Annotated in this window: 15 protein-coding genes; 6 read left to right on the top strand and 9 right to left on the bottom strand. The window is 63.3% G+C overall.

Annotation, left to right across the window (positions count from 1 at the left end; genetic code table 11):
* Positions 1–13: 13 nt before the first annotated feature.
* The 4 genes from GOB94_RS04915 to GOB94_RS04930 form a co-directional block, all read right to left on the bottom strand.
* A complete protein-coding gene (locus tag GOB94_RS04915; protein WP_182277763.1) occupies positions 14–1,270 on the bottom strand; it encodes a hypothetical protein in 1,257 nt (418 codons plus the stop codon).
* Between the two features lie 112 nt (positions 1,271–1,382).
* Positions 1,383–1,946 (bottom strand): MarR family winged helix-turn-helix transcriptional regulator, encoded by a 564-nt coding sequence (locus GOB94_RS04920; protein WP_182277764.1) that lies wholly within the window; start codon positions 1,944–1,946, stop codon positions 1,383–1,385.
* Positions 1,933–2,400 carry a hypothetical protein gene (locus tag GOB94_RS04925; protein WP_220464996.1) on the bottom strand — a complete coding sequence of 156 codons (468 nt, stop codon included), beginning with the start codon at positions 2,398–2,400 and terminating at the stop codon, positions 1,933–1,935. The genes GOB94_RS04920 and GOB94_RS04925 overlap by 14 nt, the downstream gene beginning before the upstream one ends.
* A gap of 312 nt (positions 2,401–2,712) precedes the next feature.
* Complete coding sequence (locus GOB94_RS04930) at positions 2,713–3,705, bottom strand: phosphoesterase (protein WP_182277765.1); 993 nt, start codon at positions 3,703–3,705, stop codon at positions 2,713–2,715.
* Positions 3,706–3,812: 107 nt separating this feature from the next.
* On the opposite strand from GOB94_RS04930, the gene GOB94_RS04935 reads away from it, so the two are divergent.
* The 6 genes from GOB94_RS04935 to GOB94_RS04960 all read left to right on the top strand — a co-directional run bounded on the left by GOB94_RS04935 (position 3,813) and on the right by GOB94_RS04960 (position 12,166).
* A complete protein-coding gene (locus GOB94_RS04935; protein ID WP_182277766.1) occupies positions 3,813–4,922 on the top strand; it encodes a CPBP family intramembrane glutamic endopeptidase in 1,110 nt (369 codons plus the stop codon).
* Between the two features lie 15 nt (positions 4,923–4,937).
* Entirely contained in the window at positions 4,938–7,673 is a 2,736-nt protein-coding gene (locus GOB94_RS04940) for a penicillin acylase family protein (protein WP_182277767.1), read from the top strand.
* A gap of 102 nt (positions 7,674–7,775) precedes the next feature.
* Positions 7,776–9,590, top strand: coding sequence for a hypothetical protein (locus GOB94_RS04945; RefSeq protein WP_182277768.1), 1,815 nt, complete (start codon positions 7,776–7,778; stop codon positions 9,588–9,590).
* Between the two features lie 50 nt (positions 9,591–9,640).
* Positions 9,641–10,591, top strand: coding sequence for a polyprenyl synthetase family protein (locus tag GOB94_RS04950; protein WP_182277769.1), 951 nt, complete (start codon positions 9,641–9,643; stop codon positions 10,589–10,591).
* 11 nt (positions 10,592–10,602) lie between these two features.
* Entirely contained in the window at positions 10,603–11,007 is a 405-nt protein-coding gene (locus tag GOB94_RS04955; protein ID WP_182277770.1) for a hypothetical protein, read from the top strand.
* Positions 11,008–11,419: 412 nt separating this feature from the next.
* Positions 11,420–12,166 carry a class I SAM-dependent methyltransferase gene (locus GOB94_RS04960; RefSeq protein WP_182277771.1) on the top strand — a complete coding sequence of 249 codons (747 nt, stop codon included), beginning with the start codon at positions 11,420–11,422 and terminating at the stop codon, positions 12,164–12,166.
* A gap of 592 nt (positions 12,167–12,758) precedes the next feature.
* Here the strand turns inward: GOB94_RS04960 and tsaE are convergent.
* The 5 genes from tsaE to GOB94_RS04985 all read right to left on the bottom strand — a co-directional run bounded on the left by tsaE (position 12,759) and on the right by GOB94_RS04985 (position 18,979).
* Positions 12,759–13,211, bottom strand: coding sequence for a tRNA (adenosine(37)-N6)-threonylcarbamoyltransferase complex ATPase subunit type 1 TsaE (gene tsaE / locus GOB94_RS04965; RefSeq protein ID WP_182277772.1), 453 nt, complete (start codon positions 13,209–13,211; stop codon positions 12,759–12,761).
* 100 nt (positions 13,212–13,311) lie between these two features.
* Positions 13,312–15,000, bottom strand: a complete 1,689-nt coding sequence (locus tag GOB94_RS04970; RefSeq protein WP_182277773.1) for an NAD(P)H-hydrate dehydratase — start codon at positions 14,998–15,000, stop codon at positions 13,312–13,314.
* Between the two features lie 122 nt (positions 15,001–15,122).
* Positions 15,123–16,424: a penicillin-binding transpeptidase domain-containing protein gene (locus GOB94_RS04975; protein ID WP_182278445.1), complete on the bottom strand. Its 1,302-nt coding sequence runs from the start codon at positions 16,422–16,424 to the stop codon at positions 15,123–15,125.
* A 58-nt stretch (positions 16,425–16,482) separates the two neighbouring features.
* A complete protein-coding gene (ftsZ, locus tag GOB94_RS04980) occupies positions 16,483–18,192 on the bottom strand; it encodes a cell division protein FtsZ (RefSeq protein ID WP_182277774.1) in 1,710 nt (569 codons plus the stop codon).
* A gap of 127 nt (positions 18,193–18,319) precedes the next feature.
* Positions 18,320–18,979: a hypothetical protein gene (locus GOB94_RS04985; RefSeq protein WP_182277775.1), complete on the bottom strand. Its 660-nt coding sequence runs from the start codon at positions 18,977–18,979 to the stop codon at positions 18,320–18,322.
* Between the last annotated feature and the right edge of the window lie 28 nt (positions 18,980–19,007).

Genomic DNA, 19,007 nt, shown 5'->3' on the forward strand with positions numbered 1-19,007 from the left:
GACTCGGCGCTGCCTACACGGCACGCACACTGAAATTCCTTTTGTCCAGGATCGAAAGGAACATCACGTGGTACTCGATCACCATGTTCCGCAGCAACCGGGCGAACTCTCGTTCTGACGTTAGGGGATGGGCGCCCTCACTACTGAGAATGGTGTAGAGACCTCTCGCAAACTTCTCCTGTTGCCAACTCAGGATTCCGTCGTTCTTCAGCAACGTCAACGATGGGTCGAACTCGTCCTTCACCAACTCTTGTTTTTGCGAGCCAAGTTCCGCGGCGGCTTGAATGTGAACGTGCTCATAGAAACTGCGGAGGTGGCCAATGCAACTCTTCAGATCAAATGCATCGGCTGTATTTTTGTAGAGTGTTTCAGCCTTTTGCAGAGATGCAGTGAGGAGGGGATCAAAACCGAGGCCTTCAATGAAGCCAATGACCTTCCGCCTGTCATTGTCGACTTCGAGATTTGGAGTGTCTTGTAATGCACCCTTCAAGTAAAAATACAGTGCTTGGCTAATCTCCGCGAGCATGTGATGTATTTGTTTGACAATCACGTTCGCTTCACGCTCACGCCCCGGTTTGTAGTGAGGGTTTTGAGTCATCGTGCCGCCACCTCGCACTCCACGCGCAGAATGAGTCTGAAGATCAGCCATTTCGAGCAGGGGTTTTAACCATGAGCCCATGATTTCCAAATCAGTCTCCGAAAAGATGGTGAAGTTGAACGAGAGGGCATCCGCAAGCTGCATCATCAGAAGCGCAAGCCCGGGCGTCGGGTTCCGTGCCTGCGAGATCACTTCGAACAGGTCCTTCGTGTGTCCCGTCCGAATGGCGAATTCTGCAATTAACGGCAATTCCGACACTCTTCCGTCCAGATCTGGATAATGGTGTTGCTTAGAGCTGTAAACGTAATCGCCGTGCGTAAGAATTCGCGCGAGGATGCCCGTTACAAAGGCGGGAACATTAGCCGTTTCGACTTGATTCATGAGCTTGAGCAGAAAGCTATAGTTCGCGCTCACGAACTCGTACTGGTCCGGGGTCTCTGAAACTGTGCGGGGATCCTGCGCCCTCATGCCCGTGATATCCAGTCGTCGCGACCCGTCTGCCGCAACAGCGAGCGCTTCCTGTTTCAGGATTTCACCGGCCTTGAGTTGGGCTGTTAGGCGTTGTATCTCAGCGTTCCAGTTGACACCCTTGTCAACATAAATTGAGGTTGGTCGCAGCCGTTCTTCGTTGAGAATTTGTTCCGCTTTGTAATGGGCGAGCTTCAGTTCCATGCGCCGAAGAATAGCAGCTAGTCACACCCGCAGCCACTTGGTTCCGTGCGGAGCTACACTCTGGACGCACCATTGCCTGTTCGGCCATTGCTCCTCATAAACGCGCTTATAGTCACACAACCTTCTCCAGCGCCTCCAACCCACGCCAAACCACCTCGGCATCTCCCACCGCAGCTTCCACCCTCACCGTCGCTTCCTTCCACAGCGGCACCGCCGCCTGCAGCACGGCCATCCCAGCTTCGGTCAGCGCATACGTCGACACCCTCTTGTCCCCCATCCCAGCCGACACCGCCACCCAGCCCGCCGCCATCATCCCTCTCACATTCCGCGACAGCGTCGTCTGGTCCAGGTCCACCGCCACCGCCAGTGCCCCCTGGCTCAACCCCGGCCGGGCGCGCAGGTGCTGCATCAACTCAAACTGCGCCGGGTTCACACCCGCCGGTCGCAGAGCCTCTTCATACACCCGCACCAGCCGCCTCGACACCCGCCGCGCCGCCGCACAATAACACCGCACCTCTACGCCCTCCCATCCTCGACCCTGAAGCCCACGAATCCTCGACTCTGAAGCATGCGAGCCGGCTTTGAAGGGTACGAGCTTCAGCTCGTACATCTCAGCCACAAAATCTGAAGGGGCTTTAGCCCCGGAGGGCAAGCCCGCGCCACTAAGGCTTGGCACCTTCCGGCTCCTTCACCAGCAACGACAGCGGCGTCAGTGGCCCCATTGGAATCAGGTCGAACTCCATCAGCCCCCGCACACCCAGCGGCAGCTTCTCCAGCAGCGCATGGGCCTCTTCCACGGACGACACGTTCATCAGAAACACCACACCCGGCTTGTCCTGCCTCACATACCACTGGTCGATCTTCCCACCCAGGTATAGCTTCACCGTCGCCCGCACCTCACTCGGCATCACCGGCCTCGTCGCTCCCGGAGCCATCGCCGCAGCCGTCAGATGCCCGATCGCCAGCACCTTCGTCGTCGGCGCAGAAGGCAGCTTCACCGGCGCCGCAGCCTGATTCGAGGCCGCAGCCTCACCCTGCCCAGCCGCAGGCACCTGAGCTCTCAATCCCATACTTCCTCCCATCACCACCACCACACAAACCCACTTCGCCAACCCAGACACTCCGCGCATCGCAACCTCCAGAGATCGAAACATTAATGATCATATGTATATACATACAAATCACCCGGCACGCAATCTCCGAACCCTACCCACTTGACAGCACCGGTACAATAGAACCAGCAGCAGGAAGACAGCGTGACCAAACGTCAGGCTCTTCCCGCACCCGGCCTAGGCGCTAACCCCAATCCGCTGCGCTTCTTACGGACTTTGACAACCGAAATTCAGCCAAATTGACATTTCGCCCTTAACCCCCGGCGTCAGGCATCCACCCCTAACCCCAATCCGCTGCGGATCATAGCCCCCCAAACCGGGGGGAGGGTCTCAGCCCGAAAACGCCCTCAACTCAGCCACAATCTCCGCCGCCGCCGACCGCGCCTCAGCCTCAGCCTCCACCGGAAAGCTGATCGCCCCCACGCGAGCATGACCACCGCCACCGTATCGCTCGCAGATCGCCGCTATATTCGCCAGCTCATCCGCCCGCTTGGCCGTCCAGGGGTTCGTCCCCACCGACACCTTGTTCCGAAAGCTAGACCGCGACAACCCCACGTTGTACGTCCCCTCCGGGTGCAGGTAGTACGGAATGAACTTGTTGTACCCCTCCGTCGGCTGGTCCGTAATGTCGAACGAAATCACTCCGTGCTCGCACACCGCGCGTTCGCCAATCAGCTTCAGCATCTGCCGATGCCGCTCCATCAGCGGCCCCAGCTCCTGCTGCACAAACGGCTGCGCCAGCACCTCCGCCAGAGGCATCTCGGTCAGCAGCGGAATCATCTGCCGCGAAACATCGGCGCTTTCAATCACTAAAGTCAGCTTCATCGCCGGAGCTTCCATCTCCACCGCAGCCTTGGCGCTCTCATACTTAGCCCCGTCAACGATGTCCGCCCAGTACAGTAGCTCCTCCAACCCATCGAGCTTCATCCCAAACTTCGCGCTCGCGATATGCGCAATCCACCCCGCGCAGCTCGTGTAGCTCGGATCGAAGAACTGCCGCATCGACAGCGGCCCAGGCGAGCCGTCAGCATTCACCTGTCCCGCACGAAAGTGCGCCTCATCCTCCGCGCTCGCAAACGCCGATTGGTGATGATCGAACCACCACGTCAGCTTCGGCGAAGCCGAGTACTTGAAGTCCACCACCGCATTCTCGCCATCCGCAAGCCACCAGCTCTCATCGAACAGCGCCCCCGCGCGATGCACCAGCCCGCGGTAGTCGAACCCCGCGGCAGTCCCCACGCACTCGCGATGGAACTTCGTAAACAGCGCGGCCGAACAGGCCCCGTCAAAGCATTTATCGTGATAGAAAACCCGGCAGTCCAAGCAGATCTCACTCTCCACGCACACATCCCGCGCGCTGTCTCTCAGGATATCCCGCCGCGCCTCGCGTACTATAGTTCGCAACCATCTCATCCGTTCAGGAAGGCCGCATGGAACCGACCCCCGAGCAACCCGACCTCGCCGCCGAGCCACAAAGCTCTGTCCTCGACACCTTGCCTTCGCCGCCTCCACCCACCGCGGAACCGCACGGCGTCTTCCTCGGCCGCTTCGGCCTCCGCGCCGGCTGGGGCATGGCAATCTTCGTCATCGTGACATTCCTGTTCATCGCCATCGGCGGCATCCTCGGTGTCGCCGCCAGTGGCCACCTCAAAGACTTCCTCGCCGCGCAGATGCAGGCCAAAGCCCATCCCAACGCACCCAGGCCGCACCTGCACATCGCCTTCGTCCCCGCGCTCAGCATCGTCTCCGACGGCGTCGAGTTTCTCGGCATGGCCTTCATCTGCTGGGTCCTGTCACGCATCGAGCGCCGCAACTTCGGCTCCTACGGCATCGGCCGCAACCGCATGCGCGACTTCCTCCCCGGCGCCTTCTGGGGACTCGCAGCGCTCTCTCTGCTCGTCTTCACGCTGCACGCTCTGCACCTGCTCTACTTTGACGCACGCCTCCTCACCGGCTTCCCACTTATCGCCTACGCGCTCAAGTGGCTGCTCGCCTTCCTCCTTGTCGGCTTTGCCGAGGAGTACATGCTCCGCGGCTACCTGCAATTCACTCTCACCCGCGGCGTCTACGGTCTCGGCGAGCGCCTCTCCCCACAGAACCCTCGTGCCGCAGCCTTCTGGATCGCCGCAGTCATCATGTCGATCCTCTTCGGCACCATGCACCTAGGCAATGGCGGCGAGAACCTTCTCGGCATCGGCCAGGTCGTCCTCGTCGGCCTAGTCTTCAGCTACGCGCTCTGGCGCACCGGCTCCCTCTGGTGGTCCATCGGCTTCCACATGGCATGGGACTGGGCGCAGAGCTTCCTTTACGGCGTCCCCGACAGCGGCAACATCTCCGTCGGCCGCCTCTTCCAGACGCACTTCGCCGGCAAACCCCTGCTCTCCGGCGGCGCCGACGGCCCCGAAGGCAGCGTCCTCTGCATCCCCATCATGCTGCTGGTCCTGCTCATCATCCGCTTCGCCACATCGCCCGGCCCCCAACCGCCGCTTGAACAGAACCCGGAGTCCGCTGCACCGCTCTTCAACTCGTCTCTCGCCTAGAATCATCTCTAGCGCATGAGCACAGCCTCTCCAGCGAACTTCGCCCGCACGCCTGATCCACAGCCCCGCCGCAAAGCACGCCGCCTCGCGCGCGCGCTGCTCATCGGCGTCGTTGTGCTTCTTGTCCTGCTGGTCACACTCGCTCTCATCGTCACCGCCTCACTGCGCCGCGCCCTGCACGCCAACCTCCCGCAGCTTGACGGCGACATCCACATCGCAGGCCTCACCGCACCTGTCACCATCACCCGCGACGCACACGCCGTCCCCTCGATCACCGCATCGAACCTCGACGACCTCCTCTTCGCGCAGGGCTACACCACCGCCTCCGACCGCCTCTGGCAGATGGACGCCCTCCGCCGCCACGCTGCCGGCGAGCTCGCCGAGATCCTCGGCCCCTCGCTCATCGACCACGACCGTCAGCAGCGCTACCTGCAGCTCCGCGCCGCCGCCGATCGCACCATCGCCACACTGCCCGCCGACCAGCTCCACCAACTCAACGACTACGCCAACGGCGTCAACGCCTGGATCAACACGCACTCCAACGCGCTCCCCGTCGAGTTCCGTGCTCTTCACTACACACCCGCGCCCTGGACACCCCGCGACACGCTCCTCGTCGCCCTCGTCATGAGCCAAGACCTCACCACCAGCTTTCCTCAGAAGCTCAACCGCGAGGCCCTCACTTCACGCCTTCCCGCTGATCTCATCGCCGACATGTACCCCGTCGGCTCCTGGCGCGACCACCCGCCCTCGCAACAACCCATCGACCTCACCGCCCCCACAGACGTCCCCGAGATCCCACTCGACAACACGCAATCCTCACTGCGCCCTACCGCATCACCCCACGACCTCCTCTCCACCAACACCCCACTCATCCACCAGTCCTGCGATGCCTGCCGCGCCGGCTCCAACGACTGGGTCATCGCCGCCTCGCGCTCCGCCTCCGGCGCGCCGCTGCTCTCCAACGACATGCACCTCTCGCTCTCCGCGCCGGACATCTGGTACGAAGCGGCGCTCCACACAACCGACCAATCGCTCGAGGTCACCGGCTTCACGCTCCCCGGCGTTCCCTTCATCCTCGTCGGCCGCAACGCGCACGTCGCGTGGGGATTCACCAACACCGGCGCCGACGTCCAGGACGTCTACATCGAGCACTTCCGCGGCTCCGGCAACGAGACCCAGTTCGAGCACCCCGACCACACCTGGTCCCCCGTCGCCCACCACACCGAGATCATCCACGTCCGCGCAGGCCACGATGTCACCCTCGACGTCCTCACCACCACCCACGCCGCCGGCGCCAACACCATCCAGACACCCATCATCTCCCCGATCTACAAGACCGAACGCCGCCCCCTCTCGCTCGCTTGGAACGTCTACGACCCCACCACCATCTCCATGCCGCTCCTCGCCATCGACACCGCGCAGGACGCAGCCTCGCTCGTCACCGCCTTCAGCACCTTCTCCACCCCGTCACTCAACCTCGTCTACGCCGACTCGCAACACATCGGCTACCACCTCCTCGGACGCATCCCCATCCGCGGCCCAGCCATCCAGCACCCACGCACCATCACACCTTCGCTGCTCGAAGCACCAGCCGCATCGCCGTTGGAGACAGACGAAGACTCCGACGAAGATTCAGCCTCACCACCGCCCGCCATCGCCACACCCACAAAGCCCTCGGCCAACACACCCACAACACTCGCACCCGTCATCGACTACACCATCGGCTCGCCGCTCTCCAACGTTCCCGTCGACTCCCTCGACCCCAACCAGCAATGGTCCGGCTACATCCCCTACGGCGCCCTCCCCGCCGTCACCGATCCCACCTCCGGCGTCCTCGCCACCGCCAACGCCCGCGTCACACCTGCCGACTATCCCTACTTCATCACCGACGACTGGGTCGATCCCTACCGCGTCGAGCTCATCTACCGCCTGATCGGCGCACGCACCGGCCTCACCCCCGCCGACATGCTCCGCATCCAGACCGACGTCCACTCCGACGTCGACCTAGTCATCGCGCAGCGCCTCGCCTACGCGATCGACCACGCCTCGACCACCGCTCTGCATCGCGACCCCAAACGCTTGCACGAGGCAGCCAACATCCTCCGCAACTGGCGCGGTGACCTCACACCCGACTCCGCCGCGGCCTCCATCACCATTGCCACCCGCGCCGAGCTCTGGCCCATGCTCCTCGACGCCCAGCTCCGAGCCCACGGCATCGCCAGCAAACAACAGCTCGCCGAGCTCACCGCCCTCTACACCTGGGGAGAGAAATACACCGCGCTCGAACAGCTCATCACCCACCAGCCCAAGCGCTGGCTCCCCAGCAACTACGGCAGCTGGAGCGACCTCCTCGCCGCTGCCGTCGACCGCGCCATCACCCACGCACCGCACGACCTCAGCACCTGGAGCTACGGCCGTTACCATCCCGTCGAGATCGCGCACCCCATCCTCGGCAGCGAAACCCTTCTCAGCCGCATCCTCGGCATCCGCACCGGCAGCGGCGTGCAACCCATCGGCGGCGACGCCACCACCGTCAAGGCCTCAGGCCTGCACTTCGGCCCCAGCGAACGCTTCACCGCCGACCTCTCCAACCCCGACACCACCTTCGCCAACATCACTACCGGCGAATCCGGCAACCCGGCCAGCGCCTTCTACCTCGATCAGTTCACGCCGTGGCTGCACGGCACAACGCTGCCGCTGCCACTCAACCACCCCGGCATCGACCACACTCTCACTCTTCTGCCGAATTGACGCGCGTTGTCTATAGCGGCACCTCTAGCTCCCGGCTTAACAGTGCTCCGACTTCCATGCGGTCGCGTTCCTCCACGGCTTAGGCAAATGTCACAATAGTTCATGCGCAGCAGCAATCAACCGAGCCATCTCAAGCCGCTGCTCATCATCCCTTTCTTCCCCCTGCTCGTCCTTCATCCGCTCCTCGTGCACGGCATCTCCTGCGGGCAGGACCTCAGCTTCCACATCCAAAGCTGGCTCGACGCCGCAACACAACTCAGTCATTGGCAGTACCCACACTGGGCCTTCTCTCCCGCATGGAACGCCGGCGAGCCACGCTTCCTCTTCTACCCACCGCTCTCCTGGCTGCTCGGCGCGGGCCTCATCAGCATCTTCTCTCCGTCAGCCGCACCCATCGCCTACATCTATCTCTGCCTCTGCGCTGCAGGCTTTGCGATGCACCACCTCGCCCGCCACTACGTCTCACCGAACGCCGCCCTTCTTGCCGCAGCTTTCTATCTCGCAAACCCCTACCTCCTCTTCTGCGCCTTCGAGCGCACCGCCTTCGCCGAACTCCTCGCCGCAGCATGGATACCTCTGCTTCTTCTCGCAGTCCTGCGCGAACGCCCCACCGTCCGCAGTATCGCAATCCCCATCGCCCTGCTCTGGCTCACCAACGCCCCCGCAGCCGTCATGGGCTGCTACACCTTCGCCCTGTTCGCAACGCTTCGCGTGGCCCTTTCTCTAATGCCTCAGCAGCCCGCGACCTCGGCGACAATCGGGTATCCCGAGGCTTCAGCCTCGGGTCTCATATCTCCCGCAGAGGAGAGGGGCTTTAGCCCCGGAGGTATGCACTCCCTCCGCCTCGCCGCCACCTACATCGCCGGCACACTCCTCGGCCTCGCACTCCCCGCGTACTACCTCATCCCCGCCGCCTATGAGCGCCGCTACGTACAGATCGCCATGGCGATCATCCCCAGCCTGCGCGTACAGAACAACTTCCTCTTCACCCGCACCGCCGATGCCGCCCACAACGCCGTCAACCACACCGCCAGCTCTCTCGCGCTCACACTGCTACTCCTCACCCTCGCAACACTCATCGCACTCTTCGCGCTCCGCCGCAACACCACGTGGCACCTCATCTACCTCGCGATCACCACCCTTGCCATCGCACTTCTCCTCACGCCCATCTCGCTCCAACTCTGGCTGCACCTGCCCAATCTCCAATACCTCCAATTCCCCTGGCGACTCCTCACCATCCTCTCCGCCATCCTCGCCTTCGCCCTCGCTCTTCTCCTCGACACAACCCCATTTATACCAACCAGGCACGCTCTATCCTCTATCCTCTATTCTCTATCCCCTGTCTTTCTCTGCCTCGCTCTCACCGTCATCGGCTACCGCCTTTACGCGCAGGTATGTGACCAGCCCGATCGCCCCACCACCATCGCCGCGCTTTACAACACCCACCACGGCGCCCCACCCACCGACGAGTACACACCCACCGCCGCCGACAACGACGTCCTCCGCACCGACAACCCCGGCTACTGGCTCGCCTCTACTCGCAACGCGCCTGCATCCAACACCACACCCACCGCCACCGAGCTCAACCCCTCCATCGACACCGACGACACGCCGATCCCCGAAGCGCAAACCCTTTCCACGCCCGCTCCCACACATCTCGTCCTACATCTCTCGCATCCCCAGACGCTCATCCTCAACCTGCGCGACTACCCCTCCTGGCGCATCGTCCGCAACGGCCTCATGCTCGACGCCCGCCTACAACGGGACGACGGCCTCCTCGCCGTCGCCCTCCCCGCAGGCGCTTCCACCCTCGACATCCGCTGGCATGACACCCCCGACCAGACGCTCGGCCTCATCCTCAGCCTCTGCGCCATGCTGCTCCTCGTCGTCTCTGCCTTCAGCAAAAACAGCGTCTAAGCCACACCGAAGGTGCATACCCGGCGCTCGCGTAGAATGAGCAAAGCGCAATGTCTACCGACGTCCAATCCCTCCTCAAGTCCGGCGTAGCCCTCACCGATGCAGCCCTCGAGCGTCTGCTCCCCTCTGCCACCACCCCGCCACACAGCATCCACCGGGCTATGCGCCACTCGACGTTTGCAGGTGGAAAGCGTCTCCGCCCCATCCTCTGCATCGAAGCCGCGCGCATGATCGCCGGCGCACTGCCCGACGGCGCCGTAGACCTCGGCTGCGCCCTCGAGATGGTGCACACCTACTCCCTCATCCACGACGACCTGCCCGCACTCGACAACGACGATCTCCGCCGCGGCCAGCCCACCTGCCACGTCGCCTTCGGAGAAGCCATCGCCATCCTCGCCGGCGACGCCCTCCAAACCCTCGCCTTCCAGACCATCGCCGCACTCCCCGCACCGCCCGCCACCGTCGTCGCCGTCCTGCATGACTTCGCCCTCGCCATCGGCACCGGCGTCGGCCCTGTTCCCGGCTCTGGCCTCCCCGGCGAGCTTCCACCCGGCATGATCGGCGGCCAAGTCATGGACATCGAAGGCGAAGGCCACAAGCCCACCGCCGAACTCGTCGAGCGCATCCACCGCGCCAAGACCGGCGCGCTCATCACCACCTCCATCGTCACCGGCGGTCTGCTCGGTCTCGGCGCAAAGCCCGCGCACAATCACACTGACGTCATCGCACGCCTCCGCACCTTCGGCGAAAAAGCCGGCCTCGCCTTCCAGATCGTCGACGACATCCTCGACATGACACAGTCCTCCGAGCAGCTCGGCAAGACCGCCGGCAAAGACACAGCAACTGACAAAGCCACCTGGCCCGCCGTCTACGGCATCAAGCAGTCGAAGAAGGACGCCTCTGAGCTCATCGCCGACGCCTTCGCCGCGCTCGCCCCCTTCGGCGACTCCGCCGCGCCGCTCAAAGCCCTCGCCCAGTACCTCACCGACCGCACCCACTGATAGCAAACACTATGCCTCTCAAGCCCCGCCACTTCGTCCTCATCGCCGTCATCATCGGCCTCTTCGCCTTCAACCTTTGGCGTAACCGCCATCGCGTATCGCCCACTGCTGGCCCCGCCGCGGTCGTCACCACCACACACCCTGTCCCTGTGCAGTCCCCTGCGTGGTCGGCCTTCGATCATGCAGCCGGCCTCCGCGATGCCGCAGCCGATATATTCGACCCCGCCCTCAAAACATTTGACGACCAGGTCGCCGCCACCCACGACGCCACCGTCGAAGACCTCAAGGGCTGCCGCACCTGGCTCGTCTTCTACCGCCAGGGCATCAACCATCCGTCTACCGACACCCAGTGGAAGGACCGCAGCGATCGCCACCTCAATGGCTGCGTCAAGTTCCACCTTGACACCACCTCCTAGCTCGATGACCCACGCCGACCTCCTCGCCGCACTCCGCGACTGCTACGCCCCGCCCGCACAGCGCAACATCGTCGACGCCGGCCTGCTCAAATCCGCTTCCCTCACGCTCGACACCGAAGCCCCCGGCTACAAAATTCCCGGCGTACCGCCACGCTACCTCGCCACTCTCACACTCCACGCCCCGGCCTCGACGACGCCGCCAACACACAGCTCACCGCCCAGATCGAAAACCGCCTCCTCGGCCTGCCCCCCATCTCCCGCGTCGACATCACGCTCCTCCCAGCCCTCTTCCCCATCCTGTAACCTCGCTGCGCTTCTAGGTACCCCGAGCCTTCAGGCTCGGGTCTCATATCCCCTCAGAAAAGAAGGGGCTTTAGCCCCTGGGGTATGCTCTCCCCAGACGACAAGCAAGATGCCCAGCAAGAAACTCCAAACCGCCATCCACCCCCGCGAAGCCGTCATTCATCCTTTTGACCAGCTCCACGGCACCGACACCTCCGGCCTCATCGCTGGCGACATCATCGCCCGCGGCACCGGCGTCCCCGTCGAAGAACTCACCGCCTACTACGGCATCGCACCCAGCATCCTCCACCGCCTGCTCGACCACTGGCTGCAGCGCACCGCTCCTCTCGCGCCCATCAGCCGCACCGTCTTCCTCGACGTAGGCGCCGGTAAAGGCCGCGCCATGCTGCTCGCCTCACAGTATCCTTTCCTCCGCATCGAAGGCGTCGAACTCAACGCCACACTCGCCGGCGTCGCCCACAACAACATCGCCCTCTGGCAGAACGACATCACCAGCGAAGCCCTCGCGCCCATCGCGCTTCACCACGCCGACGCCACCAAACACACGCTCCCCCCTGAAGCCACACTCGCCTTCCTCTTCCACCCCTTCGAGCTCCCCATCCTCCGCCGCTTCCTCCGCCACGTCGAAACCTCACTCGCCCATAACCCGCGTCCCTTCGATCTCCTCTACGCCAACGCCGAGCACGGCTCCCTCCTCGACCGCCACCCCGCCTTCACCCGCCTCTGGATCGGCTCCGTCGCCATGACCCCCGACGACCACCTCGCCGACCTCGCCGCCATCGCCCAGCAGAAGGAATATGGATCGACAGGCGACGAACTTTGCGCCATCTACCGCTTCACCGGCCGAGGCGCTTAATTCACTCCTGAAATTCAGTTACAAACTTTTACGCAATTTCCTGGAACGAAATCATCCGTACCGCCGTATTCCTACCAGACGATGTTTGAACCGCTCTTTTCCCAACAAACAGAGAGTCAAGTTCGAATAACGAACGATACGGTCGATAAAAGATTGCATCCAACGGAACCTTTCAGCGATCCTATCCGTAGTAGATGAAGTAGAGTTTGCCAAACTGTTTGGCACGCCGGCGCCCCCAACCTAGGAGAGAGCGCCAGCAAACGGGACCCGGAACGGGCCCAGATACAGATCCCGGCGAATGTGACGGCTGAGTCAAGATCTCAACACCGCCTGCGCCGAAATCAGACCCCTAACCCCCGTACATCGGGCACGGCGCCGCACCCGGGCTACCCGGCCGCGTGCGCCCTAGGAGAAACACTATGTACCTCGCATTGATTGCTACCGTCTTCGCTTCAACAGTTTTTGTGCCAGCTTTCATCGGCATCCGCGCCCGCACCAACAGCAACTGGCGCTCCCTGTAAGCCAAGCCGTACTACCTAAAAGTGCAGGCCGCGATCACTCGCGGCCTTTCGCTTTTCTACCAGCTTTACTTCTATCGATCTCTCCAGTTCACCAGCAGCAGCCGCTCGTTCTCCACCTCGCCCTGCGATATGGAAACCTCCGCATCCGCACGTTCCATCACGCTCGCGAACTTATCGCCCCATTCCACCATCACCAGGGCATCAGGGGCATCGGCCATCTCCCACAGCCCCACCGTCTCCAGTTCGGTCTCGTTCTCCAACCGATACAGATCCAGGTGAATCAGCCGCGTCTTGCGCCCCTTGTACTCATGCACCAGAGTGAACGTCGGGCTCGTCACCTCATCGGCATTGGCACCCAACGCAGCCGCCATACCACGAACCAGCGTCGTCTTGCCCATCCCCAGCTCGCCGCGCAGCACCACCAGCTTCGGAGCCACCAGCAACTCAGTCATCATCTCGCCCAGCGCCAGCGTGCCGTTCTCACTGCGCGTCCGCAGCCGCTTCTCCCGTGTCCACTCTCTCATCGCATATCCCTTACAACAATTGTCTGTCATCTCGACCGGAGCGCGCAGCGCGGAGCGGAGAGATCCCCGCATTTGTCTTTTGCTTGGATTGCCTGGAATATTACCGCGCCGCCGCCCCCACCACCCACGTCAGCCCGTCCTCATCGCGCACCCGCGAACGGAACGCATCGCAAAGATGCCCCACCGTATCGGTCGCGAGCACCGTATGCTCATCCTGCTTCACCGCCGCAAAGTCTCCGGCGAGCCCATGCAGAAACACCGCCGCCTCCACTGCCTGCGCAACATCTTCCGCCTTGCCGCTCCGCGCATACTGCGCCAGCATCGCAGCAACGATCCCCGTCAGCACATCGCCGCTGCCGCCCTTGGCCATCGCCGGGTTCCCCGTCGTGTTCACACCCACGCGGCCATCCGGATGCGCAATCAGCGTCCGCCATCCCTTCAGCACCAGCGTCACGCCATACTCGGTGGCGAACCGCCGTGCCAACCCCACACGATCGGCTTCGACCTCCTTCACCGTCATCCCCACCAGCCGCGCCATCTCACCCGGATGCGGCGTCAGCACCACCGTCTTTTCCTTCGCGGCCTCTTTCAGCGCATCCGCGCGCCCCGCAAACGCATTCAACGCATCTGCATCGATCACCATCGACAGCGTCACTTGTTCCACAAACCGCCGCACAAACTCCGGAGTCGTCCCCACCTGCCCCAACCCCGGCCCAATCGCAACCACCGAGATCCCCTTCAGCAGCTCCGGCAGTTGCTTCTCGCTCAGGTGATCCAGCGCAATGCCACCAAGTTCGTTCCCTACTCCCTGCTCCCTACTCCCCACTCCCTGCTCCTGCAGCGGCGTCAGCATCAGCTCCGGAGCCACCGCAGCCACCGTCGCCAGCACCTCCTGCGGCACCGCCGCCGTCACCAGCCCGGCGCCCGCACGCATCGCAGCCAGGCTAGCCATCGAAGGCGCACCCGCCTTGCCCAGCGCCCCACCCATCAGCAGCACATGCCCAAACGTTCCTTTGTTGCTGTTGATGGCTCGCGGAGTCTCCGTCACACTCTTCGCCGTCCCCGCCCAGTGCAGCCCCGTCCCACTCACGACCGCGCTCTTCGGTGTTCCGATCCCCGCCACCACAACCGGCCCAAAAACCCTGTCGCCCGTCATCTGCCCAAACACATGCGCCAGCTTCGGGGCCGCAAACGTCACCACGGCATCCGCACGAAACGCGCCTTCGACCGTCGGCGTCACAGCATCGGCATCCCACCCGCTCGGCACATCTACCGCCACTACCGGTGCCACCATCTTCCCGATCAGCCCTCCCGCCGTCGCCGCCAGCCCGCGCAGTGGAGGAGTAAAGCCCGTCCCCACAATCGCATCCACGACCAGCCCCGCACCCTGCATCCCTGCCTGCAGCTGCTCCTCGTCCCACACCTCGCGCACCTCCATCCTCCCCCCGGAGTACCCAGCCTCGCTGCCCGCCGCATGCAGCCCCATCGCCGTAATCACCGCCGCGGCGAACGCCTTCACCGGCTCGCCCTTCAGTTCATTCGCCGCGCCCAGCAGCAACACGCGCACATTGCGCCCGCCCTCGGCCATATACCGGGCAGCCACCAGTCCATCCCCACCGTTGTTGCCCTTGCCGCACAGCACCACCACAAGCCCTGCGCCGCCAAACCGCCGCAGGCAGAACCGCGCCACCGCCGCGCCAGCGTTCTCCATCAACACAGAGACGGATACACCCGCTTCTACCGAGCGCCGGTCCGCCGCTCCCATCTCTGCTGCCGTCAGAATCTTCATTGCACACCTGTATCTATTCTTTCAGATGCTGAAACGGCGCCTCACAGACAATCGTCGCAGGCTGCAACAGTCGGCAGTCTGTTTCCGTCTTTCGTACCCACCCATCTGTCAGAAAAAAGAAACTACCGTCCGCTGGTCAGCGCCTGCTCCGTCGGCGCCTTCGGATTGAAGTACCCGCCGTCGTACATTGCGCGGTAGAACTGCCCTGTCAGCTCCGCGGCCTTCGGCCCGTACGTTGGCCGCCCGCCTTCCAGGAAGATCACCGTCACGATGCGCCCATTCGGCGTGTTTGCATAGCTCGCGAACCAGCCATACCGCGTCCCGTTGTTCGAGCACGTGCCTGTCTTTCCAAATACCGGAAACTGGTCGAAGTTCGTCCGCAGGCTCCGCGCCGTGCCATTCGAGAAGTCCACCGCCCCCTGCATCCCCGGCAGGATCTGCGGGATCACATTCGCGATGTCCAGCTGCCGCTTTATCTGCGGCACATAGTTCGCCACCTCGGCCTGGCTCGTCGGGTGCTGCAGATAATACAGCGTGCCGCCGTTCGCAATCGCGCTCACCAGCGCACCCAGCTGCAGCGGCGTCATGCTGATGCTCTCGCCAAACGAGCACATCCGGCCCACCCCGCCATCCTTCTGCGGCAGCACCACATCCGGATACACACCCAGGTGCTCACCCGGAATGTTGTACCCCGCCAGCTCGCCCAGCCCGAACATGTTCGCGTAGTACTTCACGCGCTCAAAGCCCATCGCGCGGCCCAGCACTTCGAAGTACAGGTTCACGCTCTTCGCCAGCGCATGCGTCATGTCCAGCGAGTAGTGTCCGCCCAGGTTCACCGGCGTGTTCGCCTTCACCAGCCCTTCCTTCAGCGCCGCCAGCGATACCGCAATCTTGATCGTCGAACACGGCTCCGCACCCGCGCTCAGCGCCAGCTTCTGGTTCACCATTGCCAGGATGCGCCCATTCGAAGGATCGATCGCCAGCGCCGTGCCGTTCATGTTGCCCAGCGCCGTAATCGCCGCCTGCCGCACAACCGGGTCTTCGCCAGCAGTCACATCGCCGGCCGTAATGTCATCGGCAAAGCTGCTCTCGGTAAACCGCTCGTAGTAACGCACCCGCCGATGCACCAGCCGTCCATGCACCCGCACCGTCGTCGTCGTCGACGCATGAAGACTCGCATGGCGCGCCCCTGCTCCATGTGTAACCGCTCTATGCGCAACCGCTCTGTGAGCCACCGCACGATGCCCGGCCACCCTGTGAGACACAGCCTTGCTTGCAGTCGACCGGCGCGCAGCCTTGCCATGCGCCACCGTCCGTCCTTCGCGGCCCTTCCCATTCGAGGCACTCGCAGCTCGTCCCGCCGCCAGCACCAGCACCAGCAGCACCCCCATCATCACTCCGAACGATCTCCGCCCTCGATGCATCCGCAAATCCTACTCCCTGTTTTCTATTCCCTACACTCCCTATTCCCTACTCACTGTCTTAATGCTGCTTCCGCAAAAACGCCGGAATATCCAACTCATCACCCTCACTCGTCCCCGTCTCGCCTCCAGCATAGCCCGCGAACGACGGCACCCGCGCCTCCGGCCACAGTGACGGTGAATCCTCAACCTCAAACGCTGCTGGCGCCGGGGCAGGCTCTGGCACATGGATCGGCTCAACCGGCCGCGAGATCACCGGCTCCGTCACAACAGGCAATGCGACAGCCTGCACCACGGGAGCCTGTGCCGTCGGGGCCTGCACCACCGGGGCCTGATACGCCGCCTTCGGCTCACGGAAGAAGTCATCATCGAATACCGATGCTCGCACCGATTCTGGCAACCGCTCCACGACCTCGGGCTGCCTCACCGCATGCACAGGCTCGTTCATCGGCTCTACAAACGTGGACTCCGGCATCGAAGCCACAGGCATGCTCTGCGCCGTCGGCGCAATCTCCTGCCGCGCCTGCTGCCGGGCCGCCTCGTAATAGCTCGAAGTCGGCACGTTCGGTCCAGGCGCAGTCACCACAGCACGCGATTCCTGCTCCGCCGCCAATTCGCTCGCAAACCGTGCCACCGGCTGCGCTGCGGGCGTCACCACCGGCTGGGCCACAATTCTCGGCTCCACTGCAGGCCTCGGCTCAATCGTCATCGCGGGCTCGGTCAACATCCGCTCGCGTCGTTCGCGCTTCTCCTCGTCGCGAAAGCCCGTCGCAATCACCGTCAGCTTCAGCTCATCGCCCAGCCGCTCATCCATCACCGCGCCAAAGATGATGTTCGCGTCCTCATGCGCCGCATTCTGAATAATCGTCGAGGCCTCATTCACCTCGCTCAGCTTCAGATTGCTCGACCCCGTAATGTTGATCAGAATCCCGCGCGCGCCGTCGATCGCACCGGCCTCCAGCAGCGGGCTCGCCATCGCGGCCATCGCCGCCTCGCGAGCGCGATCCGGGCCGCTCCTCACCGCCGTGCCCATCACCGCATAGCCCATGCCGGCCATCGTCGTCTTCACATCCGCAAAGTCGCGATTGATCACACCCGGAATCGTAATAATGTCCGAGATCCCCTGCACGCCCTGCCGCAGCACGTCGTCCGCAATCCTGAAGCTCTCAAAGAACCCGGCATCCTTCGCCACGGCCAGCAGCTTCTCATTCGGAATCACGATCAGCGTATCGACAGCATCCAGCAGCTCCTGCATCCCGCGCTCTGCCTGCAGCGTGCGGCGCTTGCCCTCAAAACCAAATGGCCGAGTCACCACAGCCACCGTCAGCGCACCCATCTCGCTCGCCAGCGACGCAATCACCGGCGCGGCGCCCGTACCTGTGCCGCCGCCCATGCCTGCGGTCACAAATACCATGTCCGCGCCTTCCAGCGCTTCAATGATCTTGTCCGAATCCTCCAGCGCCGCGCGCCGCCCAACGTCCGGGTTCGCGCCCGCGCCTAGCCCGCTCGTCAGCTTCACGCCCAGCTGCAGCTTCACCGGAGCGCTTGAGCTCTCCAGCGCCTGCGCGTCCGTATTCGCGGCGATAAACTCCACGCCCACCACACCCGCCGCGATCATGCGGTTCACCGCATTGCCGCCGCCGCCGCCTATGCCGATCACCTTGATCCGCGCGCTGCGCTGTGCTTCATCGTGATAGTGGATACGCAGTGGCCCTCCGCCCGGTTCTCCATTGTGTTCGGGGCCCGGTCCCTCCGTGGACGTGTAGGACATGTTTCTCCCTCTCCTCGTCTTGGTGCCTTCGCACCTCAGCGCCATACTTCTCTACATTCTGCGCTGCGAACTCGAAATCTCCGTACACCTTTCGACCGCCCGCATCTACCTCGATTACACCCACCACCTACGGCAGATGGAACACCACACCCGTCGCCAGCGAACGGACGCCGACCGACGACTTGCCGTCCAACGGCGACCCGCTCCCGATGCGGTTCATATTCCCGATCCCAATCTCCACCGCGCGAAAGTCTAGGAACGAAGCGATCCGGATGTCCGCGCCGACGAAGCCTTCATATTGCACAAACTTGTCGTAGTAGCGCGGCGCGCCCAGCGACCCTGTGGTCGTCGCATTCGTCGGCTCCGTCACATCGCTGTGCGCATAGCCAACCGACACCTGTGCATACGGCTTGAGCCAAGGAAACGGTGTATGCACCGACCCGCGCAGACCACCCAGCACATACTGTCCGCCCGCGCTGCCATTGCCGCCCGTCGCGCTCGACGCCGACTTGTTGTTGTGGTTCGCACCCGCGCGCACATCCACGCCCAGCCGCACCGGCCCAAACGACTTGAAGTCGTAGTACACGCCGCCCGACCCGCCCAGCGGATCGATTACGCCGGTCTGCCCGGCAGCCGAGCCGTTCGAACACGGCACTGGCGCCGTCGAAAGACACTGGATACCGCCATAGTGCGTCACCGAATACATCCCATAAACGCCGACCTGGGCATGTGCCGCAGCACTCAGGCCAAGCCCCAGAAACAACACGCCCATTACCTTGCTAAACATGCGAAAACTCATATCTCTCAGTCTACCG

The organism is Granulicella sp. 5B5, from assembly GCF_014083945.1.
Taxonomy (GTDB): domain Bacteria; phylum Acidobacteriota; class Terriglobia; order Terriglobales; family Acidobacteriaceae; genus Granulicella.

What these genes read in the sequence shown, in the direction of transcription:
- tsaE (WP_182277772.1), bottom strand. Translation starts at nt 13,211, where the DNA reads ATGAGAGAGTGGACACGGGAGAAGCGGCTGCGGACGCGCAGTGAGAAC.
- GOB94_RS04955 (WP_182277770.1), top strand. Translation starts at nt 10,603, where the DNA reads ATGCCTCTCAAGCCCCGCCACTTCGTCCTCATCGCCGTCATCATCGGC.
- GOB94_RS04975 (WP_182278445.1), bottom strand. Translation starts at nt 16,424, where the DNA reads ATGCATCGAGGGCGGAGATCGTTCGGAGTGATGATGGGGGTGCTGCTG.
- ftsZ (WP_182277774.1), bottom strand. Translation starts at nt 18,192, where the DNA reads ATGTCCTACACGTCCACGGAGGGACCGGGCCCCGAACACAATGGAGAA.
- GOB94_RS04960 (WP_182277771.1), top strand. Translation starts at nt 11,420, where the DNA reads ATGCCCAGCAAGAAACTCCAAACCGCCATCCACCCCCGCGAAGCCGTC.
- GOB94_RS04925 (WP_220464996.1), bottom strand. Translation starts at nt 2,400, where the DNA reads ATGCGCGGAGTGTCTGGGTTGGCGAAGTGGGTTTGTGTGGTGGTGGTG.
- GOB94_RS04950 (WP_182277769.1), top strand. Translation starts at nt 9,641, where the DNA reads ATGTCTACCGACGTCCAATCCCTCCTCAAGTCCGGCGTAGCCCTCACC.
- GOB94_RS04935 (WP_182277766.1), top strand. Translation starts at nt 3,813, where the DNA reads ATGGAACCGACCCCCGAGCAACCCGACCTCGCCGCCGAGCCACAAAGC.
- GOB94_RS04915 (WP_182277763.1), bottom strand. Translation starts at nt 1,270, where the DNA reads ATGGAACTGAAGCTCGCCCATTACAAAGCGGAACAAATTCTCAACGAA.
- GOB94_RS04970 (WP_182277773.1), bottom strand. Translation starts at nt 15,000, where the DNA reads ATGAAGATTCTGACGGCAGCAGAGATGGGAGCGGCGGACCGGCGCTCG.
- GOB94_RS04945 (WP_182277768.1), top strand. Translation starts at nt 7,776, where the DNA reads ATGCGCAGCAGCAATCAACCGAGCCATCTCAAGCCGCTGCTCATCATC.
- GOB94_RS04985 (WP_182277775.1), bottom strand. Translation starts at nt 18,979, where the DNA reads ATGTTTAGCAAGGTAATGGGCGTGTTGTTTCTGGGGCTTGGCCTGAGT.
- GOB94_RS04940 (WP_182277767.1), top strand. Translation starts at nt 4,938, where the DNA reads ATGAGCACAGCCTCTCCAGCGAACTTCGCCCGCACGCCTGATCCACAG.